This is a genomic window from Microbacterium mcarthurae, from assembly GCF_046064585.1.
GTDB classification, from domain to species: domain Bacteria; phylum Actinomycetota; class Actinomycetes; order Actinomycetales; family Microbacteriaceae; genus Microbacterium; species Microbacterium mcarthurae.
This window is the reverse complement of record NZ_JAROCE010000001.1, coordinates 1,002,544-1,027,790: the sequence shown is the minus strand read 5'-3', so window position 1 is coordinate 1,027,790 and position 25,247 is coordinate 1,002,544. Positions and strand designations below refer to the sequence as shown.

17 protein-coding genes are annotated in these 25,247 nt (G+C 70.5%); all 17 read left to right on the top strand.

The window, feature by feature from the left end:
- The first annotated feature begins 26 nt into the window (after positions 1-26).
- Entirely contained in the window at positions 27-2,162 is a 2,136-nt protein-coding gene (gene pta / locus P5G46_RS04960; RefSeq protein ID WP_408905102.1) for a phosphate acetyltransferase, read from the top strand.
- Complete coding sequence (locus P5G46_RS04955; protein WP_239276963.1) at positions 2,159-3,388, top strand: acetate/propionate family kinase; 1,230 nt, start codon at positions 2,159-2,161, stop codon at positions 3,386-3,388. The genes pta and P5G46_RS04955 overlap by 4 nt, the downstream gene beginning before the upstream one ends.
- 88 nt (positions 3,389-3,476) lie before the next feature.
- Positions 3,477-4,211 carry an HAD family hydrolase gene (locus P5G46_RS04950; protein WP_239276964.1) on the top strand — a complete coding sequence of 245 codons (735 nt, stop codon included), beginning with the start codon at positions 3,477-3,479 and terminating at the stop codon, positions 4,209-4,211.
- 53 nt (positions 4,212-4,264) lie between these two features.
- Entirely contained in the window at positions 4,265-6,793 is a 2,529-nt protein-coding gene (locus P5G46_RS04945; RefSeq protein ID WP_375095878.1) for a glycoside hydrolase family 65 protein, read from the top strand.
- Positions 6,794-6,942: 149 nt separating this feature from the next.
- The gene (locus P5G46_RS04940) at positions 6,943-9,876 is read left to right on the top strand and encodes a DNA polymerase III subunit gamma and tau (protein ID WP_408905101.1); all 2,934 of its coding nucleotides are present in this window, start codon (positions 6,943-6,945) and stop codon (positions 9,874-9,876) included.
- The gene (recR, locus tag P5G46_RS04935; protein ID WP_239279084.1) at positions 9,876-10,469 is read left to right on the top strand and encodes a recombination mediator RecR; all 594 of its coding nucleotides are present in this window, start codon (positions 9,876-9,878) and stop codon (positions 10,467-10,469) included. The genes P5G46_RS04940 and recR overlap by 1 nt, the downstream gene beginning before the upstream one ends.
- 262 nt (positions 10,470-10,731) lie before the next feature.
- Complete coding sequence (locus tag P5G46_RS04930; protein WP_239279065.1) at positions 10,732-11,274, top strand: hypothetical protein; 543 nt, start codon at positions 10,732-10,734, stop codon at positions 11,272-11,274.
- Positions 11,267-12,937: a protein kinase domain-containing protein gene (locus P5G46_RS04925; RefSeq protein WP_239279055.1), complete on the top strand. Its 1,671-nt coding sequence runs from the start codon at positions 11,267-11,269 to the stop codon at positions 12,935-12,937. Before P5G46_RS04930 ends, P5G46_RS04925 begins: the two co-directional genes overlap by 8 nt.
- A gap of 175 nt (positions 12,938-13,112) precedes the next feature.
- The gene (pstC, locus tag P5G46_RS04920; RefSeq protein WP_239279044.1) at positions 13,113-14,174 is read left to right on the top strand and encodes a phosphate ABC transporter permease subunit PstC; all 1,062 of its coding nucleotides are present in this window, start codon (positions 13,113-13,115) and stop codon (positions 14,172-14,174) included.
- A 5-nt stretch (positions 14,175-14,179) separates the two neighbouring features.
- Positions 14,180-15,460, top strand: a complete 1,281-nt coding sequence (gene pstA / locus P5G46_RS04915) for a phosphate ABC transporter permease PstA (RefSeq protein WP_239279033.1) — start codon at positions 14,180-14,182, stop codon at positions 15,458-15,460.
- Positions 15,457-17,073 carry a phosphate ABC transporter substrate-binding protein PstS gene (pstS, locus tag P5G46_RS04910; protein ID WP_408905100.1) on the top strand — a complete coding sequence of 539 codons (1,617 nt, stop codon included), beginning with the start codon at positions 15,457-15,459 and terminating at the stop codon, positions 17,071-17,073. The genes pstA and pstS overlap by 4 nt, the downstream gene beginning before the upstream one ends.
- A gap of 202 nt (positions 17,074-17,275) precedes the next feature.
- Entirely contained in the window at positions 17,276-19,813 is a 2,538-nt protein-coding gene (locus tag P5G46_RS04905) for a hypothetical protein (RefSeq protein WP_408905099.1), read from the top strand.
- Between the two features lie 61 nt (positions 19,814-19,874).
- Complete coding sequence (locus P5G46_RS04900; protein WP_239275166.1) at positions 19,875-21,005, top strand: substrate-binding domain-containing protein; 1,131 nt, start codon at positions 19,875-19,877, stop codon at positions 21,003-21,005.
- 23 nt (positions 21,006-21,028) lie between these two features.
- Positions 21,029-22,063, top strand: a complete 1,035-nt coding sequence (locus tag P5G46_RS04895; protein ID WP_239275164.1) for a hypothetical protein — start codon at positions 21,029-21,031, stop codon at positions 22,061-22,063.
- 112 nt (positions 22,064-22,175) lie between these two features.
- Complete coding sequence (locus P5G46_RS04890; protein WP_239275162.1) at positions 22,176-23,273, top strand: WxL protein peptidoglycan domain-containing protein; 1,098 nt, start codon at positions 22,176-22,178, stop codon at positions 23,271-23,273.
- Between the two features lie 368 nt (positions 23,274-23,641).
- Positions 23,642-24,121 carry a hypothetical protein gene (locus P5G46_RS04885; protein WP_239275160.1) on the top strand — a complete coding sequence of 160 codons (480 nt, stop codon included), beginning with the start codon at positions 23,642-23,644 and terminating at the stop codon, positions 24,119-24,121.
- Positions 24,118-25,077, top strand: a complete 960-nt coding sequence (locus tag P5G46_RS04880) for a sortase (RefSeq protein WP_239275158.1) — start codon at positions 24,118-24,120, stop codon at positions 25,075-25,077. The genes P5G46_RS04885 and P5G46_RS04880 overlap by 4 nt, the downstream gene beginning before the upstream one ends.
- Positions 25,078-25,247 lie beyond the last annotated feature (170 nt).

Sequence of the window (25,247 nt, the reverse complement as noted above, 5' to 3'; positions counted from 1 at the left end):
GGGTCGCCCCGCCTAGGCTGGATGCCGTGACGCAGAGCATCTACATCACGTCGGCCGAGGGCCATTCCGGCAAGTCCACGGTGGCGCTGGGCGTCCTGGACGCCGTCAGCCGCGTCACCCCGCGCGTCGGCGTCTTCCGCCCCATCGCCCGCTCCACCGCCGAACGCGACTACGTCCTCGAGATGCTGCTCGACCATGACGGCGTCGACCTCGCGTACGACGACTGCGTGGGCGTCACCTACGACGACGTGCGCGATGACGCCGACGCCGCCCTGGCGCGCATCGTCGAGCGGTACAAGGCCGTCGAGGCGCAGTGCGACGCCGTCGTGATCATCGGCAGCGACTACACCGACGTCGGCAGCCCCGCTGAGCTCGCCTACAACGCCCGCATCGCGGCCAACCTCGGCGCGCCCGTGCTCCTCGTGCTCGGCGGCCGCGCGCAGCAGGGCCAGGGCGAGACGCTGGGCCTCTCCATTGCCCGCACCCCGCAGGAGGTCGGGCAGATCGCCGCTCTGACAATGCCGGAGCTGCTGCACGAGCGCGCCGAAGTGTTCGCCGTCGTGGTCAATCGCGCAGATCCGGATGCCCTGGACCAGGTCGTGTCGTCGGTCCGCCACGTGGTCGACGCCGCGGCCGCTCCGCGCAGCCGCACCGTGCCCGTGTGGGCCCTGCCCGAAGACCGCTTCCTCATCGCCCCCTCCATGCGCGGCGTCTTGCGGTCGGTCGAAGGAGAGCTCATCAAGGGAGACCCCGAGCTGCTCACCCGCGAGGTGCTCGGCGTGGTCGTGGCCGGCATGTCGATGGTCAACGTGCTGCCGCGCCTGAAGGAGTCGGCGGTCATCGTCATCCCCGCCGACCGCACAGAGGTGCTGCTCGCGACGCTCCTGGCCAACGCCTCGGGGACCTTCCCGTCGCTCGCGGGCGTCGTCCTCAACGGCGGTTTCGAGCTGCCCGATGCCATCGTGCGCCTCATCGACGGTCTGGGGTCGCCGCTGCCCATCATCGCCACCGACCTGGGCACGTACGACACCGCGGTGCGCATCATGAACACGCGCGGCCGCCTCGCCGCCGACTCGCAGCGCCGCTACGACACCGCCCTGGCCATGTTCGAGCGACACGTCGACACCGCGCTGCTGACGCGGGAGCTCGGGGTGGCGCGGCCGAGCGTCGTAACGCCGCTGATGTTCGAGTACGGCCTCGTCGATCGCGCCCGCAGCGACCGACGCCGCATCGTCCTGCCCGAGGGCAACGACGATCGCGTCCTGCGCGCTGCCGCCACCGTGCTGGCGCGCGGCATCGCCGACCTGACGATCCTGGGCGAGCCCATCGAGGTGCGCGGACGGGCGATCGAGCTCGGCATCGACATCCGGGATGCCGAGGTCCTGAGCCCCTTCGACGCGGTGCACGTCGACAAGTTCGCCACCGAGTACGCCCGGCTGCGATCGCACAAGGGCGTGACGTACGCGCAGGCCGCCGACACCGTGACGGATGTGTCGTACTTCGGCACGCTGATGGTGCACCTCGGGCTTGCGGACGGCATGGTCTCCGGCGCCGCGCACACCACGGCGCACACCATCCGGCCCGCGTTCGAGATCATCAAGACCGCCCCCGGCGTGTCCGTCGTGTCGAGCGTCTTCCTCATGGCGCTCGCGGACCGCGTGCTCGTCTACGGCGACTGCGCGGTGATCCCCGACCCCACGAGCGAGCAGCTCGCCGACATCGCCATCTCCTCCGCCGCCACCGCCGAGCAGTTCGGCATCGAACCGCGCGTGGCGATGCTGTCGTATTCGACGGGCGAGTCGGGCACCGGAGCCGACGTCGAGAAGGTGCGCGCGGCCACCGCGCTCGTGCGCGAGCGCGCGCCCGAGCTGCTGGTGGAGGGCCCGATCCAGTACGACGCCGCTGCCGACGCCGCCGTCGCGAAGGCCAAAATGCCCGGATCCGAGGTCGCCGGCCGGGCCACGGTGTTCGTCTTCCCCGACCTCAACACCGGCAACAACACCTACAAGGCCGTCCAGCGCTCGGCCGGAGCGGTGGCGATCGGCCCGGTGCTGCAGGGCCTGAACAAGCCCATCAACGACCTGTCGCGCGGCGCTCTCGTCGACGACATCGTCAACACGATCGCCATCACCGCGATCCAGGCGCAGGGGAGTGCCGCGTGAGCGTCGTGCTGGTCGTCAACAGCGGGTCGTCGTCGTTCAAGTACCAGCTGCTCGACATGGCGCAGGAACGCGTGCTCGCATCCGGGCTGGTCGAGCGCATCGGCGAGCCGAGCGGAGTGGCGAAGCACACCGTCGTCGGCGCCCTCACGGATCCGGACGGTCCGGCACCCGCGGTGACGGATGCCACGTCCACCATCGAGCGTGAGATCCCCGACCACACCGCCGGTTTCGCCGTGATGCTCGAGGCGTTCGCCGCCTACGGACCTTCGCTCCAGGAACGCGCACCGATGGCGGTCGGACATCGGGTCGTTCACGGTGGGGCGCGCTTCTTCGCGCCGACCCTGATCACGCCGCTCGTCGAGATCAACATCGACGAGCTGTCGGTGCTGGCCCCCCTGCACAACCCGGCGAACCTGGCCGGCATCGTGGCGGCGAAGAAGGCCTTCCCCGATGTGCCGCACGTCGCCGTCTTCGACACCGCGTTCCACCAGTCGCTCGCCCCTGCGGCCTACACGTACGCCATCGATCGAGAGCTCGCCGAGGCGCATCGCATCCGCCGGTACGGATTCCACGGCACGAGCCACAAGTTCGTCAGCGAGTCCGCGGCGCAGTTCCTCGGTCGACCCCTCGCCGAGCTGCGCCAGATCGTGTTCCATCTGGGCAACGGCGCATCGGTGACGGCCATCGAGGGGGGCCGGTCGGTCGAGACGTCGATGGGGCTCACCCCGCTCGAGGGGCTCGTCATGGGGACGCGTTCGGGCGATCTTGACCCGGCGGTGCTGCTCCAGCTGGCGCGGCGCGCCGACCTGTCGATCGGCGACCTCGACGCTCTGCTGAACAAGCGTTCGGGTCTGCTCGGACTCGCCGGCGTCTCGGACATGCGCGATCTGACCGCCCGGTGCGACGCGGGAGACCCCGCCGCGCAGCTCGCCTTCGACGTCTACGTGCATCGCCTCCGGGCGTATGCCGGCGCGTACCTCGCCCAGCTGGGGGGCGTCGACGTGATCTCGTTCACCGCCGGTGTGGGCGAGAACGCCGCACGCGTGCGCGCCGAGGCCGTCGCGACCCTCGGCTTCGCGGGGGTCGAACTCGACCCCGAGCGCAACGAGGCGCGGGGGCGTGGCATCCGCCGGATCTCGTCCGACGCATCGCGCGTCGAGGTGCTCGTCGTGCCGACCAACGAAGAGCTCGAGATCGCTCGCCAGACCCTGTCGGTCGCGTCGTGAGCGGACCGGCGAAGTCCCCCGCCACTACGCTGGAACAGCGGCGCACCGTCGTGACCGCGCGTCCCGCCCTCACGATCTGGAGCCCGCCGTGACCGACAGCCGTGCCCTGCCCGATCTGACCTCTTTCGAGGCCGTCCTCTTCGATCTCGACGGCGTGCTCACCCCCACCGCCGAGGTGCACATGCGCGCGTGGAAAGAGATGTTCGACGAGCTGTTCGCCGCGTGGGGGATCGAGCCGCCGTACACCGATCGCGACTACTTCGAGCACGTCGACGGCAAGAAGCGGTACGACGGCGTGGCCAGCCTCCTGCGCAGTCGCGACGTCGAGGTGCCCTGGGGCGACCCCTCCGACGACCCCGCGCTCGACACCGTCTGCGGCGTCGGAAATCGCAAGAACGCGGTGTTCTCGCGCATCCTCCGTGCCGAGGGGATCGCGCCCTACCCCGGGTCCGTCGCCCTGCTGGACGTGCTGCAGGCGGCGGGAACGCCGATCGCCGTGGTGTCCAGCTCGAAGAACGCCGTCGAGGTGCTCGAAGCCGCCGGCATCCGGGAACGATTCCCCGTCGTCATGGACGGCGTCATCGCCGAACGCGACCACCTCGCATCCAAGCCCGCGCCCGACGTGTTCGCCGAGGCCGCTCGCATGCTCGGGGTCGACCCGGCGCGTTCCGCCGCGGTCGAGGACGCCACCAGCGGCGTCGCCTCGGCGTCGGCCGCCGGTTTCGGGCTCGTCGTCGGGGTCGACCGCGGCGCCGGAGCGGACCACCTGCGCGCCGCCGGGGCCGACGTGGTCGTCGATGACCTGCAGGCCTTCGTAGACTGAGCCGTCGCCCCGCGCGACTGACCCGAAACCCGGCACCGGAAGGCATGCCCCCGATGATCGATCGCGATCGTTTCCCCCTCGACGAATGGCGCCTCGTCGAAACCGAATTCTCGGTCGACGACACCGGCGTGACCGAGACGCTGTTCGCCGTGGGCAACGGCTACCTGGGGTTGCGGGGCAACTCCATCGAGGGGCGGTTCGCGCAGGAGCAGGGCACCTTCATCAACGGGTTCCACGAGACCTTCCCGATCCGTCACGCCGAGCAGGCCTACGGCTTCGCCGAAGTGGGGCAGACGATCATCAATGCCCCGGATGCCAAGGTCATGCGCGTCTACGTCGACGACGAGCCCCTTTCGCTCGATGTCGCCGACGTGCGCGAGTACGAGCGCGTTCTCGACATGCGCCAGGGCATCCTGCGGCGAACGCTCCTGTGGGTCACCCCGTCCGGCAAAGAGGTGCGGATCGAGGACGAGCGGTTCGTCTCGTTCGACGAGAAGCACCTCGTCGTGCTGCGCCTGACGGTGACGGTGCTGAACTCCGACGCCCCGGTCACGGTCGCGTGCCAGCTGCTGAACCGTCAGGACGGCGAGGGCATCTACGGCGGTTCGCCGATGGCATCCTCGTCCTCGGGATTCGATCCCCGCAAGACCGAGAAGCTCACCGACCGCGTTCTGCAGCCGCGCGAGTACTGGCAGGACGGCACCCGCTCGGCGCTGTCGTACGAAGTCACCGAGTCGGGCATGACGCTCGCCGTCGTCGCCGACCACGAGGTCGACACCGAGAACGCGTACACCTCGCGCCAGCTCATCGAGCCCGACATCGCCAAGAACGTCTTCCGGGTGTCGGCGCGTGCCGGTGTTCCCACGACCATCACCAAGTTCGTGAGCTACCACACCTCTCGGGGTGTCCCAGCGGGCGAGCTCGTCGACCGCTGCCGCCGGACGCTCGACCGGGCACGCGACGTCGGCGTCGCAGAACTCGTGAAGCGTCAGATCGACTGGTTCGCGGCGTTCTGGGACCGCTCGGACGTGCGCATCGGCGGCCAGGCCGACCTGCAGCAGGCCACACGCTGGTGCCTCTTCCAGCTCGCGCAGGCCGCGGCGCGCGCCGACGGGCAGGGCGTGCCCGCCAAGGGCGTGACCGGCTCGGGGTACAGCGGCCACTACTTCTGGGACACCGAGGTGTACGTGCTCCCGTTCCTGGCGTACACGACCCCGCAGTGGGCGCGGAACGCCCTGCGGATGCGGTACCTCATGCTGCCGGCGGCGCGCAAGCGCGCACACCAGCTGAACGAGGCCGGCGCGCTGTTCCCGTGGCGCACGATCAACGGCGAGGAGGCGTCGGCGTACTACGCCGCCGGTACCGCGCAGTACCACATCAACGCCGACGTCGCCTTCGCGCTGGCCAAGTACGTCCGCGCCACCGGCGACGAGGAGTTCCTCGCCCGCGAGGGCGTGGACATCGCCGTCGACACCGCGCGGCTGTGGTCGACGCTCGGGTTCTGGCGCTCGAGCGACGGAGACGACGGCGAGCAGGATGCCTTCCACATCCACGGTGTGACCGGTCCGGACGAGTACACCACCGTCGTCAACGACAACCTCTTCACCAACGTCATGGCCCGCTTCAACCTGCGGTTCGCCGCACGGACGGTCCGTGACCTCGCCGAGAACGATCCCGAGGCGTACGGCCGCATGGCGGACCGCATGAACCTCGACCCGTCCGAGCCCGACCGCTGGGAGAAGGCGGCCGAGGCGATGCACATCCCGTTCAGCCCGGCGCTCGGCATCCATCCGCAGGACGCGGTGTTCCTGGAGCGCGAGATCTGGGATCTCGAGAACACCCCGCCCGACCAGCGCCCGCTGCTGCTGCACTTCCACCCGCTGGTGATCTACCGCTACCAGGTGCTGAAGCAGGCCGACGTGGTGCTCGCGCTGTTCCTCCAGGGCAATCACTTCACGGATGCCGAGAAGCTCGCCGACTTCGAGTACTACGACCCGCTGACCACGGGCGACTCCACGCTGTCGGCGGTCGTGCAGTCGATCCTCGCGGCCGAGGTCGGCTATCAGGATCTGGCACTGGAGTACTTCCGCCAGGCGGCGTTCGTCGACCTCGGCGACCTGCATCACAATGCCGCGGACGGCGTGCACGTGGCATCCGCGGGCGGCGTGTGGACCGCGCTCGTGAGCGGCTTCGGCGGCATGCGCGACCACTTCGGTCGCCTCACCTTCGACCCGCGTCTCCCGGTGGACTGGCCGGAGCTGTCGTACGTCTTGCACTGGCACGGTACGCGCCTGAACATCACCCTGACGGCCGCCGCGCTCACGCTGCACGCGGGTGACGAGGGGGCGCCGGTCGAGTTCGCCGTGCGCGGTGTGGACTACACGGTCGCGCCGGGCGAGACCGTCCGCGTGGCCCTGCACGGCCAGGGGCCGATCATCCCGGGTCGCCCGTCGATCCGTCAGCTCGAGGGGTCGGTCCGCGAGGACGGGAGCCTCCTGTCGGCATCCGTGCCCATCGTCACGGCCGCGATCCCGCTGGTATCCAGCGACGACGAGCCGATCGCGGTGGGCCTCGACGCCTGACTTCCCCGCCTGACGCGGCGGTGCCGTTCGTCAGCGCGATGAAGTCTCGCGGATGCCGTGCGGCGGACGCCGCAGCGAGCCGGACGCGAACACGGCGGGACGGGGAGCTCGGCAGCGGCGATGTCGGTGGCACGCCGTAGGCTGGGGGAGTGACGACAGCCCTCTACCGCCGCTACCGCCCGCAGGCATTCGGCGAAATGATCGGGCAGTCGCAGGTGACCGAGCCTCTGATGACGGCCCTCCGCAGCGACCGGGTGGGCCACGCCTATCTCTTCTCGGGGCCGCGTGGCTGCGGCAAGACCACCTCGGCCCGTATTCTCGCGCGCTGCCTCAACTGCGCGCAGGGCCCCACCGACACCCCCTGCGGAGAGTGCGACAGCTGCGTCGAGCTCGGGCGCGGTGGCGGGGGCTCCCTCGACGTCGTCGAGATCGATGCCGCCAGCCACAACGGCGTCGACGACGCGCGCGACCTGCGCGAGCGCGCGATCTTCGCTCCGGCGCGTGATCGCTTCAAGATCTTCATCCTCGACGAAGCGCACATGGTGACCCAGCAGGGCTTCAACGCGCTGCTCAAGCTCGTCGAAGAGCCGCCGGCGCACGTGAAGTTCATCTTCGCCACCACCGAGCCCGAGAAGGTGCTCGGCACGATCCGTTCGCGCACCCACCACTACCCGTTCCGTCTGGTCCCGCCCGCCGCGATGCTCGAGTACGTCCAAGAACTGTGCGAGAGCGAGGGCGTCGCCGTCGAGGCGGGCGTTCTGCCCCTGGTCGTGCGGGCGGGCGGTGGGTCGCCCCGTGACACGCTCTCGCTGCTCGATCAGCTCATCGCCGGATCGGATCGGGATGCCGACGGCCACGTGCTCGTGAACTACGAGCGGGCCGTCGCCCTCCTGGGCTACACGCACTCCGAGCTGCTCGACGAGGTCGTCGACGCGTTCGCCGCGCTCGACGGGGCCGGCGCCTTCGCCGCCGTAGACCGCGTCGTCCAGACCGGACAAGACCCCCGCCGCTTCGTCGACGACCTGCTCGAGCGTCTGCGCGACCTCATCGTCGTCGCCGCCACCGGAGCGGGGGCCTCGGCGGTTCTGCGTGGCGTTCCCGACGACGAGCTCGAGCGCATGGGGCGTCAGGCCACCGCATTCGGCGTCGCGCGTCTGTCGCGAACGGCCGATCTGGTCGTGGCCGCGCTCGACGAGATGACCGGGGCGACGTCGCCCCGCCTGCAGCTGGAGCTGTTGGTCGCTCGAGTGCTCACGCACGCGGGCGTCTCGCAGGGCACATCGCCCGCGGCGGCATCGGCGCACGCGGCCGAGCACGCGTCGCCGAACACCGGCGGTCGAGCCGGCGGGGTTCCGGGTTCCGCCCCCGCGGTGGCTCCGCCCGCCGTCGCCGCTCCTGCGGTCGCCGCCCCCGCGGTGGCTCCCCCCGCCGTGGCGAGCCCCGGTATCGCGAGCCCCAGTGTGGCGAATCCTGGTGTGGCGAATCCTGGTGTGGCGAACCCGGGGGCCACGAACCCGGGTGTGGCGAGCCCGAGTGGGACGAACCCCGGGATTGCGAACCCGAGTGTCGCGAACCCGAGTGTCGCGAACCCGAGTGTCGCGAACCCGGGTGTGGCGTCACCGGGCGGTCCCGCGCGTGCGGTTGCGGCGCCGGATCGCGTCGCGCCCCCCGCCGCCGCCCCCGTCGCGCCCCCGGCGGACGCGCCACCGAGCGCACCGCCCGCCGCGTCGTCGACCGCCGCAGCACGACCGCAGTCCGCCGTACCCGTTCCCGGGCCGGATGCCCCGTCCGACGACGACGCGCCGCCGCCGCTCGACGACGATGACGCGCCCCCGCCGTTCGACGAGGACGAACCGGTCCGCACCGTCGGGCACGAGGGCAGCGCTGCCGACCCAACACCGTCCGCGGCGTCCGCGGCGGCGAAGCCCGCGGTCACGGCGGCGTCCGCGTCCGCCGATCCGCACCCGTTCGACGCCGCACCGTCACCGGACGACACTCCCGCTGCACCGGTCGCCGACGGCTCCGCCGCTGCGGCCACCGACGCGGCGGCCGCGGCGGAGGGCTCCGCGCCCGCCCAGCCGAACGAAGACGCCGTCTCGGTGCAGTCCCCGTCCGAGCCGGCCGACGACGAGCCCGCGAGCTCGGCCGAAGAGCGCTCGCCGCTGGAGCCCGTCGCCCCGACACCTCCGGTCGTGCCGGTCGGCCCGCTCGAGCTTTCCCACGTGCGCGACGCGTGGCCCGAGGTGCTCGGTCAGCTCGAGGCTGCGAGCCGGACGTCGTGGCTCGTCGTATCGACGTCGTCGGTTCTCGCGTTCGATGACGACGTGCTCACCCTGGGATTCCGCACGGCGTCCGACCTCGCGGCGTTCAAGACGCGCTCCGCAGAAGGAGGCCCGAGCGAAGACCTGCGCCAGGCGATCCAGTCCGTTCTCGGCGTGCGGGTCAAGTACCTCGCGCGTCTCGAGGGCGACGGCGGGTCCGGTGGCCCCGGCGGTTCACCGCAGCGCGGTCCCGCGCCGGGTCCCGAGGGCGGCGCACGCGCCTCGCGGCAGGCCTCCGCCCCGCGTTCGTCCGCCCCGTACGCGGCGGCGACGGTCAGCGACTGGGCGGTCGCGCCAATCCCCGGAGCGTCGGCGGGCAGTGGCACCGCGCTCACGGGTGCCGCGCCCGCCTCGGCATCCGCCCCCGCCTCGGTATCCGCCCCCGCCGGCGGGCGTCCCGGACCCTCCGCCACCGGTCCTGCCGCGGCGCCCGCCGGCGCTACCGTCCTGGCGGTCGACGACGAACCCGAAGAGGCTGCCGTGCGGTCCGCGCCGCGGATCGCGCCGCCGCCGTTCGAGGGAGCGGTGCTCCCGTCCGCCGACGTGGCCCGTTCCGTTCCGGCTCCCGACGAGGTCGACGACGACGACGTCATCCCCCCTGCGGACGACGAGGCGAACGTTCCGGTCCCGCCCGTGGTGGTGCCGCGAATGGCGCCTCTGCGCGGAGGCGTTCAGCGCTACGGCGAGGCCGTGGTCCGCCAAGTGCTCGGCGCGACCTACGTCCGCGACGAGCCCTACGAGCCCCCCACGAGGTTCAGCTGATGTACGACGGCATCGTCCAAGACCTAATCGACGAGTTCGGTCGGCTGCCCGGCATCGGTCCGAAGTCGGCACAGCGCATCGCGTTCCACATCCTGCAGTCGCCGACGTTCGACGTGTCCCGGCTCTCGACCCTGCTGGGCGAGATCCGCGACAAGGTCAAGTTCTGCGAGATCTGCGGCAACGTCTCCGAGCAGGAACGCTGCTCGATCTGCCGCGACCCTCGTCGCAACGCCGCCCTCATCTGCGTCGTCGAAGACGCGAAGGACGTCGCGGCCATCGAGCGCACGCGCGAGTTCCGCGGGCTGTACCACGTGCTGGGTGGAGCCATCAGCCCCATCGCCGGGATCGGTCCCGACGATCTGCGCATCACTCAGCTCATGCAGCGCCTCGCGGACGGCACCGTCCAGGAGGTCATCCTCGCCACGAACCCCAACCTCGAGGGGGAAGCGACGGCCACGTACCTCAGCCGCCTGCTGCACACCCTCGAGATCCGCGTGACGCGTCTGGCATCCGGTCTGCCCGTGGGCGGCGATCTCGAGTACGCCGACGAGGTCACGCTGGGGCGGGCGTTCGAGGGGCGCCGCACGCTCTGAGGGCTGCGCGCTCTCGCGTCCCGCTCGGCTCTGATGCGCGTGTGCGGCCGTGCAGTGCTGTCGTGACCGGTGTGCCCGCGCCGCGACCGCGGACACCCCGACAGACACCCCCGGGGTGAGTGAACAAAGCGTTGAGGGTTGGTGAACCGGCCGTTCACCTGCTGCTCTCGGTGTGGCAATCCAACGGGAGCACTTTCATCCCTGCGGAACAGCGCTGAGGAGCCCGAACCCGGCGCGCAGGTCCGTCAGACAGGGGCCTTCCGTGAGCGAGCAGCTCTCCGCACGACCGACGCCGACCGCGCGTGTGGTCTTCGACACCTTCCGGTCGACCACCGATCCGATGCTCGTCGCATGGTTCGCGTTTCGCGCCCGCGTGCTTCCTCAGGCCGTCCCGCCGGCCCCACCGACGCTGCGGCCCTCGGACGGTCCCACCACGGACGGGGTGTTCGGGGTGTGGCGTCTGCTGGCGACGAACAACCGCGAGTTGGGGCGAGGGAGCGTTCTGCATCCGTCGCCCGAGCGCGCCTGGGCGGATGCCGAGACGGTGAGCGCGCGGGCGGGGGAACTGACCGCGATGGTGATGCGTGGGCCGCTCTCCATGCGGCACGGCTGGGCGCTCCGGCTCGCAGATCACCCCGTCCTGATCTGCTCGCGGTGGTACGAGTCCCCGGGGGAGGCCGCGGCGGCGGCGCGCGCGGCGCGCGACAACCTCGCGCGCGCGAGCATCGTTCGGTCGGTGAACATCGGCACACGATCCGGTCGTCGTCATCGGCAGGCCCCCGCGTCCCTGCGCGTCGATGACTGACGGGCGCGACACGGAGAACACCGCCGCCGCTGCCGTGGCGGAGCGTTTTCAGATCCGCGGGCTTCTCGGTGCCGGAGCGACCGCCTCGGTATACGACGCACGGGACCTGTGGACGGGTGAGGACGTCGCCCTCAAGGTCCTCCATCCGCACCTCGCCACCCAGGTGGCTCTCGCGCAGGCGTTCCTGCGTGAGGCCGCCGTCGTGGCGGGGATCCGGCACCCCGGCCTCTGCGCGCTGCGCGCCTCCGGTGACGGGCGGACTCCGGAACGAACCTGGACCGCGTGGGAGCTGGTGCGCGGCGTCTCACTGTCCGAGACGGTCCGCACCTCAGGACGTCTCGACCCCCTCGCCGCCTCCACCGTCGTCGGGCAACTGCTCGACGCGCTCGGAGCGCTTCACGCGGCCGGGATCGTCCACCGCGACATCTCGCCCGCGAATGTTCTCGTGACCCGCGATTCCGAGGGGCGCGTGCAGGACGTCCGCCTCGTCGACTTCGGCCTGGCCGCCCCGATCGGCGAGTCCGCACGCGGCGGCGACGTCCTGCGCAGCGCCGAAGGCGACGGCGTCGTGGGCAACGCCTCCTATGCATCCCCGGAGCAATTGCGCGGCGAACCCGTCGGTGTCGCCGGTGACATCTACCAGGTCGCCGGGGTGCTCTACTTCGCACTCGTGGGGACACCGCCGTTCCCCCGCGCGCACACCGCCGACGTCGTGGACGCGCACCTGACGGCCCTGCCTCCCACCGCGTCCGTGAGCGTTCCCGGCATCCCTGTGACTCTCGACCGCGTGGTCGTGCGGGGTCTGCTGAAGGACCCCGCCGAACGGTTTCCGGATGCCGCGACGATGCGCGGCGCTCTGGACGCGGTTCTCCGCGCCCGGGATCCTCGCGCCGTCGTGGCCGCGGCATCCGCGGCCGTGCCGTCGCCTCGCGCGATCGTGGCGCCCACCCGCGTCCTTGCGCCGGGCGCTTCGGCGACCGTCGGCGATGACGCGGAGCGGCGACGAACGTCTCCGTGGCTGTGGGTTCTCGCCGGTGCCGCAGCGGCGTTGGTTCTGACCGTGGTCGCCGTCGCTGCGCGGCCCGCCGTGTCAAATCCGGCTCCATCGGCGACGGGAGCGCCGATGGCCGAGGCGGCGATGCCCGTCGGCGACCCTCCCGCGGCCACGCCGACGTCCGTCGTGGCGAGCGCCGTTCCGTCGCCCATCGCCCCGACGTTCGCGCGGATGCCGGACATCCGTGGCCTCCTTCTTCCCGACGCCGTCGACGCCCTGCGACGCGAGGGTCTCGAGGTCGGTGAACGCACCGACCGGGACGGAACAGCCCCCGCCCAGACGGTCGTGGCGGGATCCGTGTCGCCGGGGGCCGAGGTCCCCGCGCGGAGCCGCGTCGATCTCGTCGTCGCCACGGGTTGGAACGCCGTTCCGGACGTCGCCGGGTTCGCCGAGCAGGATGCCATCGGCCGGCTGACCGGGGCGGGGCTCATCCCGGTCGTCGTGAGGGAGCCGCGTCCGGGTGTCGCCGGTGCCGTGGCGGCCGTCGAGCCCGGTGCCTCGACACGCCTCCCGCTGGGTTCGGCCGTCACACTCATCGTCGCGACTACCCCGACCCCGAGCCCGTCCGCCCCCACGTCGACGACACCGTCCCCCGGTCCGAGCGCGTGATGTCCCTCCCTCATGACCCGGAAAGGTCTCCTTCGCCCGTGTGTCCTCCCTCGTTCACCCGTGAACCCCACGATGAGCGTCGTCCGGTCGGAACCCGCCGCCGGCCTCTCTGCTCAGGAAGTTCCATGAGTCGAAATCTGCGCATTGCAGCGCCCGCGCGTCGGCGTGTTCGCGGATGAACGCCGCTCCTTCGGGCGACCTCACCGAGGTCCTCTTCGCCGACGTCCCCGACTCCGACCAGACGGCGCCCCGCGGCGACGATGGTCCGCGCGCCCGTTCGCTCGCGTCGCGCCCCTCGACGGCGGATTCGATCTTCCGGACGACCGCCTTCGCGGCCGGAGGCATCACCGTCGCCATCATGCTGGCGGTCGGCTTTTTCCTCACGCTCCGCGGGGGCGACGCGCTCCGGGTCGCGGGCTTCTCCTTCCTGACGACGCAGGAATGGTCGCCCGAGACCCGGACCTTCGGTATCGCGGCGGTTCTCTCCGGCACCGTGACGATCGCCCTGGTCGCCATGTTCTTCTCGGTGCCACTGGCCATGGGCACGGCCCTCCTCATCTCCGAGGTCATCCCGCCGCGGTTGCGCTCTCTCCTCATTTCGCTCGTCGATCTGATGGCGGCTGTTCCGAGCGTCGTGTACGGCCTGTGGGGTTTGTTCTTCCTCCAGCAGAACGTCATCCCGGTGGCCCAGTGGATCTCGTACTACTTCGGATGGATTCCTGTCTTCGCCGTCACCGACGCCGACGGCGCACGACTGACGGATGCCAGCCAGTTCACGTCGTCCGCGTTCATCGCCGGGATCGTGGTCGCTCTCATGGTCGCGCCGACCCAGACCTCGGTCATGCGGGAGGCCTTTTCGCAGGCACCCGTCGGCGAACGTGAGGGGGCACTGGCTCTCGGCTCCACCCGCTGGGGGATGATCCGTACCGTCGTCCTGCCGTTCGGACGCGGCGGCATCATCGGCGGCACGATGCTCGGCCTCGGCCGCGCACTCGGGGAGACGATCGCCGTCTACCTGATCATCTCGCCGATCTTCACGATCAACTGGCAGGTACTCAAGACCGGCAGCAACTCGGTCTCGGCGCTCATCGCCCTGCGCTACGGCGAGGCCAGCGAGTTCGGTCTGTCCGCGCTCATGGCAGCGGGGCTGGCCCTGTTCCTGATCACCCTGGTGATCAACTTCACCGCTTCCTCGATCGTGGCGCGTTCGCGGTCGGGTGCGCAGAGCGAGGGCTGACCCGCATGGACGAGACGATCACGACGGTCATTTCCGGTGGTGCCTCCGGCGGTCACGGCGGCGGTCCCGTCGACACCGGGCCGAGACGGACCTTCCGCCCGGCACCGGGCAACGACCCCGTCGGTCCGCGTCGTCGTATGAGCGGCGCGACCGCCGACGACACGTTCAATCTCACGGGTGCGCTCGGTGCGGCCCTGGCCGTGGCGACGCTGTTGTTCGGGTGGTTCACTCCGATGACGGGCGCCGTCGGGTGGGCGATCGTGACCTACCTGCTCTTCGTCGTCATCTACGCCCTCCTGGTGGCGCTGCGGGCGACGGGTCAGGAGGTCGCGGACCGCGTCATGACGGCGCTTCTCTACAGCGCTGCCTCGATCCTCATCGCGGCACTGGTCTTCGTCGTGTGCTTCGCCGTGTTCCGCGGTCTGCCGGCGCTGGTCAACCTCAACTCGTTCGTACAGACCATGGAGTCGGCCGGTCCGCTCGAGCCTCTCAGCGTGGGCGGTATCGCTCACGCGATCGTCGGGACGCTCATCCAGATCTCGATCGCGCTGTCCATCACGGTGCCCCTCGGCATCGCGACGGCGGTGTTCATGAACGAGATCGGCGGCCGGTTCGCCCGCTTCGTCCGGACGATCTCGGATGCCATGACGGCCCTGCCCTCGATCGTCGCGGGCCTGTTCGTCTATTCGGCGGTGATCCAGCTCGTCACGCATGAGCGATCGGGTTTCGCCGCGTCACTGGCGATCACGGTGATGATGCTTCCCATCGTCATCCGCGCGTCGGATGTGGTCCTGCGCCTGGTTCCGGGCAACCTGCGCGAGGCGTCGTACGCGCTGGGCTCGTCGCGGTGGCGCACGGTGTGGCACGTCGTGCTGCCGACGGCGCGATCGGGCCTGGTCACCGCGGTGATCCTCGGAACCGCGCGCGGTATCGGCGAGACCTCGCCGGTCCTGCTCACCTCGGGCGTGACGGCCGTGATGAACGTCAATCCCTTCTCGGGCCCCATGATCTCGTTGCCCTTGCAGGTATTCGACTTCGTCAAGTCGCCCGAGCCGAACATGATCGCTCGCGGGTTCGGTGCCGCCGCGACGCTCCTTCTGCTCGTGCTCCTTCTTTTCGCGATCGCGCGCGTCATCGGGGGTCGCGGTCCCGGCCAGCTCAGCCCGCGCCAGCGTCGTGCCCGCAGCGCGCAGTCCGCCGCCGACCTCGAGCGCATCGAGAACCGACACCGCGTCGCCGCCGAGACGCTCCCGAACGACCCGACTCCTCCGAAGGACCAGCCGTGATTCGCCGCATCCGCTCTCTCCTGGCGGCTTCCGCCGTCGCCGTGCTCGTGGCCACCGGATTGGTGTCGTCGTCTCCGCCTGCGGCGCACGCCTATTCCTGGGCGCCCATCTCCGGTACCGGGTCGACGTGGTCGCAGAACGCGCTCGACCAATGGCGTCGCAACGTCGGCGAGAACTACGGCATGACGGTGAACTACTCGGGCGTGGGCTCCTCGGCCGGTCGCCGCGACTTCATCAACGGGACCGTCGACTTCGCCATCAGCGAGATCCCCTTCCAGTCCAACCCTGAGGACGGCTCGCAGCCGGAGGTGCCTCGGAGCGGATACGCGTACATGCCGATCGTCGCCGGTGGGACGGCCTTCATGTACAACCTCAAGATCGGCGGAAAGCGGGTCACCAACCTGCGTCTTTCCGGTGCGGTGGTGACGAGGATCTTCTCGGGAGCCATCACGAAGTGGAACGATCCGGCCATCCAAGCCGACAATCCCGGCCTCGCGATGCCGGACCGGGCGATCGTCCCGGTCGTCCGCTCGGACGGATCGGGTTCGTCCGCGCAGTTCACCCTGTGGATGTCCAAACAGCACGGTGACATCTGGACGCGCGGCATGACCTCGCAGTTCCCGACACCCGGAAACGGCAAGGCGCAGAACGGCTCGCTCGGTGTCGCCGGGTACGTCAGCCAGGACTACGGTGAGGGCGCCATCACCTACGTGGAGTACTCGTACGCGGTGAAGTCCGGCTTTCCGGTGGCCAAGATCCTCAACTCCGCCGGCTACTACATCGAGCCGACTGCGCCGTCCGTGGCGGTGGCTCTGCTGCAGGCGCAGATCAACAACGATCCCAACTCGCCGGACTACCTGACCCAGATTCTGGACGGCGTCTACAACAACGGCGATCCCCGTACGTACCCGTTGTCGAGCTACTCGTACCTGATCGTGCCGACACAGACCGCGGGGATCTTCACCGCCGAGAAGGGGCGCACGCTGGGAGGTTTCGCCGAGTACGTGCTGTGCGAGGGTCAGCAATCGGCGACGGCGCTGGGGTACTCGCCGCTGCCCATGAACCTCGTCCTGGCCGGTTCCGAGCAGCTCAAGCGCATCCCGGGAGCCAACGCCAACGGCGTCGACATCAACCGGTGCAACAACCCGACCTTCAAGCCGGGTGACTCGCCGTCCAACAACCAGCTCGCCGTATCCGCTCCCGCCCCCGCGGAGTGCGACAAGCAGGGTCCGAACCAGTGCACCTCCGGCACTGCGGGTTCGGCCGGTACCGACACGCCCGTGACGGGGTCCGGCTCGGGCGGCTCCTCCGCAGAGGCCGGCGGGGGCGGGGGAGCGGCGGCGGGGAGCGGTGTCGCGACCGGGGCGGCGGATGCGACGAGCACGGGGGGCGACGCGGTGTACGACGCGAACGGCAATCTCGTGAGCGGGTCGGCCGCGGCCGGGGGCGGTGTCGCGGCGGCTGCGGTCTCCTCCCCGTTCACCCTCGCGGAGGACGGATGGAAAGCGCCGCAGTGGCTCATGCTGGCCGCCGCGCTGCTGCTCATCGCCGCGATCATCCTCCCGCCCGTGAGTTTGCGTCGTATGCGAACGACAAGAGCCGGCAAACGCTGATCGCCGTCGAATACCGCCTCCTCGCGGAGGCGGTATTCGACGTGTCAAAAAGGACCTTTGATCTCGGCTTTGTTTTGCCATCGCGGCTCCCGTGCAGATACGACCTCTCGTTGATGGACCGTTCACGCGGAAGTCACGACCCGCCCCTACTTTCATCGCTGTCGGCACCCGGACAGGGTGTCGCCCCCACTTGGAGAATCCTGTGCGTAGTGCTCTACCCGAAGGGCGCGCCGCGCGACGTGCGCTGTCCGGCCTGTCCGGCGCGCTCGTCGGCGGTCTCGTCTTCGCCGCTCTCACTGCCGGCGGCGTGATGCCGGTCGGTGCCGCCGTCGCGGCCGATGCGACGTCGGCGACGGTCACCGCCAAGGCCTACGACGCGGATTGGGAGAACGCCCCGTTCCCCGATCTCTCCGTGACGGTCTCACAGACCAAGGGACTGGTCTCCCAGGGCGTGGAGATCAGCTGGACAGGGGGGAAGGAGTCGACGCCCCCCACGCAACAGTCCGGCGGGCAGAACTTCTTGCAGATCGCCCAGTGCTGGGGCGATGACCCGCAGAACCCGGGGCGGCCCGACCGCACGACCTGCCAATACGGCGCGTTCGGCACACCTGGTGCGACACGGGACGGAAACCGCGTCGAGGGGAGCGTCGCCGACGCCGATCGATCCTTGACGGTGCCGGCCGCGGGTGTCCTCGACCCCGCGTACACCTCGATTCCCTTCCGATCGGCAACCGGCGAGACGGTCGCCTCGGTGGTCGACGGCACCCGCGTTCCCGGCGTCGACGTGAACACCAACCCCTTCTTCACGCAGTACACGTCCAACGAGGTGCCGTGGGCCGGTACCGGTGCGGACGGGACCGGCAGCACCAAGTTCGAGGTTCAGACCGTCACGCAGTCCCGGGGTCTGGGCTGCGGCGCCCGCACCTCGGATGACGCTGCGGCGACCAGCGGCCAGCCCTGCTGGCTCGTCATCATTCCGCGCGGTACCACCGACACGGGTGAGGCCTCCGTGGTGAGTTCCGGTCTGTTCTGGGACAACTGGAAGCACCACGTCGCGATCAAGCTCGACTTCCGCCCGGTGGGTCTCCGGTGCGCCATCGGCGCGGCCGAACGTCAGCTGTCCGGCAGCGAGGTCGTCGCGCGAGCGGTGTCGTCGTGGCAGCCGTCGCTGTGCTCGGGCGCGGAAGGCAGTGTGTTCACGCTCCTCACGGGAACCGAGAGCGACGCCGTCGCCACCGCCAACACGGCCGCCGACACCGCGCCGCTCGCCCTCACCTCTCTGCCCTACCGCGGTGAGGAGGAGGACAGGCTCGTGTACGCCCCGATCGCGCTGAGCTCGGTCACCGTGGGCTTCGCGATCGACCGATTCCCGCGGCAGGACGGGACGGTCCCCGCCGACGCGCTCGCACGCGCCCGGCTGCCGTTGACGGACATGAAGCTGACTCCGCGCCTTCTCGCGAAGCTGCTCACCTCCTCTTACCTGGATTCGCTGCCCTACCAGGCCGACCGGTCGCACCTGGGCAGCAATCCCCGGAACCTCCTCTTCGATCCCGACTTCCTCGAGATCAACGACCCCGAGTGGTCACAGCAGGCGATCGCCAGCGTGGCCGTGGCCGACATGCTCGTCCCGCAGGGACGAACCGACGTCGCCACCGCGCTGTGGAGCTACGTCATGGCCGACCCCGACGCCCGAGACTTCCTCGCGGGGAACCCCGACGACTGGGGGATGGTCATCAACCCCTACGCCTCCACCGACGCGGCGAAGAACCCCACCGGCACTGCCTTCGCGCTACCGCGCGACAGCTTCCCGCGCCCCGACCCGGTCGAGGTGCCGGCTGTCGAGGACGGCCCCGCGGCCATCAACTCGGTCACGTGGCGCCCCTACACCAACGACCTCGACAACGCGGCGTATTACACGCTGCGCGGCGACGGGCTGGCGCTCAGCGCGTGGGACCCGCTGGGCAACCCACCCCGCTACACACGCAGCCCACGGAACCTGCCGGGCACACAGGCTGTCATCTCCCTCACCGACGGCGCCGCCGCCGACAAGTACCAGCTCGTCACCGCGTCGTTGCGCAACCCGGCCGGGACCTTCGTGAGCCCGACGAACGAGGCGCTCGTGGCGGCAGCCGTCGCGATGACGCCGATCGGATCGCAGGCGCAGGTCCGCGGCTTCGATCCCGCCAGCGCCGAGGCGGCTCGAGCGGTGGATGCCTATCCGCTCGCGCTTCCGGTCTATGCCGCCGCGAGCCCGTATGTGAAGGATGCCTCCGTCCGTCGCGTGTACGCGGACTTCATCCGCTATGCCGCGGAGCCCGGCCAGGCCCCGGGGGTGCAGACCGGTCAGCTCCCCAGCGGCTACGCTCCGCTTCCCGACAGCTGGCGGGTCCAGGCGCGTGCGGCAGCCACCGCCCTCGAGAACGGTGTCACTCCGGCGACTCCGGCGCCGCCGCAGGCTGCGCCGTCGCGGCCCTCCGGAGCGGTCGGAGGCAGCGTCACCGGCGGAGGATCGTCGTCTGGTGCTTCCGCGGGAGCGGCCGCGGCGCCCGCGGCGGCAGCCTCGGCGGGAGACGCCAACCCCACGGCATCCGGGGCCGTCGCCGGCGCTCTCGCGGGCGCCAAGACCGCGGCCGACCCCGACTCGGGTGCCCTCCCCGCCGCCCTGCCGATCAGCCTCCTCGCCGGTCTCATCGCCGCGCTGGTCGTGCTGCTCATCCCTCGTCTGCCGCGCAGAACGTGACCTTCGACTTTCCCTTCCCGCAGTTCCCTTCTCACCACACCAACCCACAGATAGGTCATCAGTGAAGATCAAGAAGATCGCCGCACTCGGTGCGGCTGTCGGCCTCGTCCTCTCGGGCGTCGCCTTCGCGTCATCGGCCTCCGCGGAGCCCGTGTCGAACAGTTATGCCGTCGTCGGTTCGGACACGCTCCAGGACTCGATGAACGCCCTCACGAACGGCACCAACGTGTCGGGCTCCTTCGTCCGCATCCTCGCCGGCGGCAAGTCGGTCGGGAACTTCGACGCATTCGGGTCGGCCGCGATCCAGACCAAGCCGGGTGGCGTGTTCTTCGCCCGGCCGAACGGCTCGGGGTCGGGGCGCGACGCGCTGCGCGCTTCGGTCAGCGGGGCGAACTGGTCGGTCGCCAACAACAGCACGCCCGCACGCGCCATCACCAACCAGGTCGACATCGCCCGCAGCTCGAGCGGCCCCGGCACCAACGCCAACGCCAACGGCCGCCTGCTCTACGTCCCCTTCGGTCGTGACGGAATGGCCTACGCCTACAAGGGCGGCACGGCCGCGTGGGCGAACCTCACCGCCGCGCAGCTCAAGTCGATCTACGACGGCACGCTGACCTCGATCGACGGTGTCCCCGTCACCCCGCGCCTGCCGCAGGCCGGTTCGGGTACCCGCACGTTCTTCCTGAACGCGATCGGCTACTCGGGGAGCGCCCCCACGGCCCCCGCGGTCAACGACACGGGCAACGTCACCCCCGAGAACGACGCGACCGTCCTCGGCGACAACCAGATCATCCCCTTCTCGGTGGCGAACTGGGTCGCTCAGGCCAACAACGTCTCGGGTGTCAACACCGTCGCGGCCGCTCCCACGGTGGCCCTCGGTTCCCCCGTCGCCGGCCAGGTTCCCTACACGGGCACGGCGCCCAACCTGATCCCGAGCACGGCGTACTACGCCGACACCACGTTCGGCCGTGACACCTACCTGATCGTCGAGCGCGCCAAGGTGCAGTCGTCCTTCACCTACACCGGTTCGCCCGCGTACGACCCGGTGCTCGCCGGTCTCGTCGACTCGTCGAAGGTCACCAGCCTGACCAACTTCTCCACCTCGCCCTTCGCGCCCGGTTCCGTCAAGCGGAAGTTCGGCTTCCTCGCGCCCAGCTCCTCGACCCCGATCGCGGCCTACGCGGCCGGCTGACCGACCTCTCGATTGGACAGATCATGAAGAACCTCCGTATCAAGGCCGCCCTCGCCGGCGTCCTCGCCCTCACCCTGTCGGCCGGCGGCGCCCTCGCCGCATCGGCTGCCCCCACCCCGGCCCCCTCGCTCGAGCAGATGTGGCTGTGGAACCCCGATGAGACGATCGTCCAGAGCACCGACGTCAAAGCGTGGGACGACCCCGTCTACGGGTACCCGCTGAACGCCGGCTTCTCGGACTACGACGACATGTTCACCGGTCCCGCGGACGCGGCTGCCGTCTTCACCTTCTTCTCCAACCCCGGCGATGAGCTGGACTCGCAGAAGTGGCTCGGCAGTGGCTTCAACGGGTTCAACGACCCGGCGCTGAAGACCGTCCTGACACCCGCCCTGCGCCCGATCGACATCGACGGCCTCGGTATGGCGGCCGCGAAGGCCAACGGTGGCATCTACTCGGTGGGCATCGCCTTCACCGACGGAGCCGGCGTCCTGGTCAAGGGCGTCACCTTCGTTCGCGTCAACGTCGCCCCCGGTGGGAACTACACCTACACGCCGACCATCGAAGGCACGGTCGACCCGGAACCCACCGGTGACTCGAAGGACATCGACATCTCGGCCGACGTGCAGGAGGCGCCCGGCGACCTCACCTTCACGGTGCCGACGACGTCCGTCGCCCTGACCACGTCGATCAACGCGCAGAAGCTGTCGGAGTCCACCGGCTCGATCACCGGCATCACGGTCGCGGACACGCGCCGTACGGCCGACCGCAAGGGCTGGGACCTCACGCAGTCCGTCGCGAACTTCGTGTCGGGCGCGAACACCATCGACAAGGCCAACTTCGGTGTCAAGGTCACCAAGACCGAAGGCGCCGCTGCGACGGCCGCCGCGGAGCAGGTCGCCGGCAGCGCGACCTACCCCTCGCCGTTCGCCACGGCCGGCGCGGGGGTCTCGACCGAGCCCAACACGACGCTCAACGCCGACCTGAAGCTCGTCGCCCCCGCCGGCACGCCCGCCGGCACCTACACCTCGAAGATGACGCTCACGCTCGTCTCGAAGTGACCCCGGGGAAGGGCGGCGCCGACGGCGCCGCCCTTCCTCTCGGACCTTCCTCGTTCAGCCCTCGTTTCCGCTGCCGCAGTGCGGCCGTAAGCCCTTACTGGGGAGATGTACCGTGCAGATCTTCCGACCCGCGGTGCGCCCGAACGCCCGCCTTTCCGCCACGATCGCGTCGGTCGTCGCCGGTGCCGTGGCACTCGGCGCGATGCTCGCGTCCCCGCCCGCCCGCGCCGAAGAAGCGGCCCCCATCGACGAGATCGGTATCTCGGCTCAGCCCGTCAACGACGACGGTCCGATCCGCACGCGGTTCGACTACCAGATCGGTCCTGGCCAGTCGTTGGAGGACGGCTACAACGTCAGCAACCGCGGAACCGCTGCGCAGACCTTCAGCGTCTTCGCCACCGACGCCTTCAACACCGACGAGGGAGCGTTCAGCCTCCTCGATACGGGAGTCGCCCCCACCGATGCGGGAGCCTGGGTCAGCTTCAGCGGTGAGCCCTCGGTGCAGGTGACGCTGCAGCCGGGCGAATCGACGACGATCCCGTTCACGATGCGAGTCCCGGACGACGCCACACCGGGCGACCACGCCGGGGGCCTGGTGGCATCCGTCCAATCGCCCGACGGCCAGGTGATCGTCGACCGCCGTCTCGGGACGCGCCTGTACGTCCGCGTCCCCGGCGACCTCCAGCCGAACCTGTCCATCGCGGGAATCTCGGCGTCTTACACGCCGAACGTCAACCCGTTCGCGGGCGAGACCACGATCACCTACACCGTCCGCAACGCGGGCAACGTCGCCCTCTCGGGAGATCTGAAGGCCGAGGTTCGCGGTCTTTTCGGCATCCCGCTGGCGGCTCCCGTCCAAGAGGAACTGTCCGAGATGCTGCCCGGGAGCACCCGAACGGTCACGACCACGATCAGCGGCGTAGGTCAGTGGGTTTACCTCAATCCCTTGGTCACGGTCTACCCCCGGGTCGATGAGACCGCTCCGAACCCCGGCCCACTGCTGAGCGTCTCACGCGACACCGTCGTGTTCGCGGTGCCGTGGCTGCTCCTCGGGCTCATCCTTCTCGCCCTCCTTGTCTGGGGTGGGCTCCGTCTCAGCCGCCGACGCAACGACGCCCGCGCCAAGGAGTGGATGGAGTACGCCGAGGCGGAAGCGCGCCGCAAGGCCGAGACCGAGCGCGAATCCGTCTCCGCCGGCTCGGGAGCGTGACCGCCGTGCGCTTTGTTCCTCCGTCGATTCGGTCGGCGCGTCGCGTGGGGGGTGCGGTGGTTCTCGCCCTCGCGATGATCGCCGCGCCGGCGGCGGTGACCTCGGCGGCGGCGGCGGACGGGGCGGTCCAGTGCCCCTCGCCCTCGCCGGTGGTCTCGCCGGCTCCGACGGGAGGGGGAGTGGGGATCACCGCGCTGGTGTGCGGACCCACCGCCGCGCCCTCCGGTACCGGGACCGCGGGACCCGCGTCTTCGGGCGGTCTCCCGGCTTCCGTCGGGTCCGGTGCGTCGAGCGGAATACGCGGCGGTTCGAGTTCCGGTGGCGGAACGGGTGCGCCTTCGACGGTGACGCCTTCGTCGCCCGCGGGGGTGACTCTGGTCGACAGCGTCGACCTGGGTGGCATCCTGTCGATCGGCGGACTGTCGACCGGAAGCGCGCCCTCGCTGAATCCCTTCGGCGGGGAGGCGCAGGTGTGGTTCACCGTGCGCAACATGTCGAAGTCCTCGATCGACCTGACCGTGGACTTCTGGATGGAGAACGTTCTCGGCCTGCGCCTGTCGAATGTCGACGGCGTCGCCGTTCCGGCGCTGAAGCCGGGGGAGACCCGCACGGTCGGCGCCGACCTGCCCGGTGCCGGCCAGTGGACGGTGCTGACCGCACACGCACGGGTCAACCCGCCCGCCCAGGTCGAGGGAACCGCGCTCAGCCCTGTGACCCGCGATGCGACGGTGTTCGTCCTGCCGTGGCTCGTCGTGCTGCTGCTCGGCGTCGGTGCGGCGGCCGTGGTCGTCGTCTCTCTCATCCGTCGTGCCGGTGGCACGCCCCTCCCCGTGACGGTGGGCGCATGACGGTCACGGAAGAACACGCCACCGGCGTCCCGGCTCGCCCGCGCCGTGCGCCGTCGGTCCCGCGCCCACCGCGTCGCCCTCCGCGCGAGAACAAGCCCGCTCCGCCGCTCACCGCGACCGAAGCGATCGTCCGAGCCGTCGTCGCGCTCGCTGCGGTACTGACGCTCATGTTCGTCCTGAACGTCACGGTGTTCAGCCACGTCCAGCACCTCGTTTCCCAGCAGCGCGTGGGGGATCAGTTCCGCGAACAGCTGCGCGCGGGGACGGCCCCGGTCAGCGAGTACACCTTCGACGAGAACCTGCTACCCGACGGTGCACCCGTCGGCATTCTCGAGATCCCGAGCCTCGGGCTGCACGAGGTGATCGTCGAGGGGACGTCGTCGGCCGAAACGGCGCAGGGCGTCGGCCATCAGCGCGACAGCATCCTGCCGGGTCAGGCGGGCGTCAGCTTCCTGCAGGGGCGCAGTGCCGCGTTCGGCGGTCCGTTCTCCGGCATCCAGTCGCTCAGCCCCGGGGATGCCATCACCGTACGCACCGGACAGGGGCTGCAGGAGTTCTCCGTGGTCGGCGTCCGCTATGCGGGCGATCCGACGCTCCCCAACCTCCGCCCCGGGGAGAGCCGCCTCGTCCTCATGACGGCGCGCGGTGCGCCCTACGTCCCGACGGGCGTGGCCTATGTCGATGCCCGGCTGGTCGGCACGGCGCAGCCCCGCGGCGCTCGTGTCACCACCACGGCCGCGCTGCCCCCGGAGCAGCGTGCGATGTCGACCGACACGACGACCGTGTGGGCGCTCGTGTTCGCTCTGCAGTTCCTCATCGCGGCCGAGCTCGCCGCCGTCTGGGCCTTCCGGCGGTTCGGCGCGCAGCGCACCTGGATCGTCTTCGTGCCGGTGCTGCTGCTGGCCGGCTTCCTCGCGGCCTACCAGGTCACGCTCCTTCTCCCGAACCTCCTCTGACCTTGCGAGAGGCATCCATGTCCGACGACATCACCCGCGTCATCGGGGCGACACCCGATCCGACACCCCCGGGGCCCGTGCTGCCCGTCCCCGCCGCTGCGCACGACGACATCACCACCGTCGTCACTCCGGTCGCCGCTGAGCCGTTGCGCCGCAACCGCGCCGGCGGC

What these genes read in the sequence shown, in the direction of transcription:
- P5G46_RS04945 (WP_375095878.1), top strand. Translation starts at nt 4,265, where the DNA reads ATGATCGATCGCGATCGTTTCCCCCTCGACGAATGGCGCCTCGTCGAA.
- recR (WP_239279084.1), top strand. Translation starts at nt 9,876, where the DNA reads ATGTACGACGGCATCGTCCAAGACCTAATCGACGAGTTCGGTCGGCTG.
- P5G46_RS04925 (WP_239279055.1), top strand. Translation starts at nt 11,267, where the DNA reads ATGACTGACGGGCGCGACACGGAGAACACCGCCGCCGCTGCCGTGGCG.
- pstC (WP_239279044.1), top strand. Translation starts at nt 13,113, where the DNA reads ATGAACGCCGCTCCTTCGGGCGACCTCACCGAGGTCCTCTTCGCCGAC.
- pstA (WP_239279033.1), top strand. Translation starts at nt 14,180, where the DNA reads ATGGACGAGACGATCACGACGGTCATTTCCGGTGGTGCCTCCGGCGGT.
- P5G46_RS04895 (WP_239275164.1), top strand. Translation starts at nt 21,029, where the DNA reads ATGAAGAACCTCCGTATCAAGGCCGCCCTCGCCGGCGTCCTCGCCCTC.
- P5G46_RS04880 (WP_239275158.1), top strand. Translation starts at nt 24,118, where the DNA reads ATGACGGTCACGGAAGAACACGCCACCGGCGTCCCGGCTCGCCCGCGC.